Annotated in this window: 1 protein-coding gene; it reads left to right on the forward strand. The window is 47.0% G+C overall.

From position 1 onward, the window contains the following. A partial coding sequence (locus tag ACS8FD_RS16685; protein WP_439276663.1) for an FAD-dependent oxidoreductase occupies positions 1 to 1,038 on the forward strand: 1,038 nt, incomplete at both ends.

A 1,038-nucleotide genomic window follows, 5' to 3' on the forward strand; every position in this document is an offset into this window, starting at 1 on the left:
TTGATGGCAAGTGTCCGCATGCTGGCGCAGATTTGGGCACAGGGTTGCGCTGCGGTAGTCGAGTCGTCTGTCCTTGGCATCATGCAACTTTTGACAATCGTGATGGGACGCTATTAGAGCCAGTTGCCATGCGCGGATTGACTCAATATCAGCTGACAGATGAGGGCGAGAGCTTGAGCGTCGATACCTCAGCAAAAATGAATCAAAACTTGGACAATGACAAGCTGATCGATACTCATACTATTATCGTTGGTGGTGGCGGTGCAGGGTTTATGACGGCCAATCAGCTGCGTCATACGGGCTATGGTGGCAAGATTACCTTGATCAGCAAAGAAAATAAAGCCCCTTATAATCGTCCTTTATTATCAAAAGCCTTTTTAGCGGGGAATATGGAGGAAGACAAGCTGTTACTATGCGGTGCAAAGTGGGCCAGTGATAACGATATCGATTTACGCCTCAATCAAACGGTTAGCGAAGTACTACCCAATGAGTCTACCGTCGTTATCACCAATGATAGCGGCAATAGTGAGCGACAGACTGCAGATTTTTTAGTGGTAGCGACAGGTGCTGAGCCAAACATACCGCCTATCACAGGAGCTGATTTGGATGGCGTTTATACCTTGCGTAGCATGGAGGATGCCAAGTTGATTAAAGCGGCCAGTCATGATCAGCGTGTGGTGATTGTGGGTACAGGCTTTATCGGTATGGAGGTTGCTTCTGCATTGGCACAAGCAGGTACGACCGCTTCGATCACGGTGATTGGACAGGACGATCGGGTAATGGGCAATATCGTATCAAAAACCGTAAGCAATGCGTTGATTAAGCTGCATAAAGACAACGGCATAAACTTTGTGTTTAATGCCACTGTCAATAAAATCACTAAAGTTGAAAGTAAGGCTGAGCATCCTAAACATGATAAAACCTTTTCACAAGTAGGCGGTGTGACGCTTGCCAATGGCGAGCATATCGATACCGATATTGTGATTTTGGGTACGGGCGTGGCACCGCGTACAGAGGTTTTAAACGAGGTGAATGATC

Source organism: Psychrobacter sp. 1U2 (assembly GCF_051847575.1).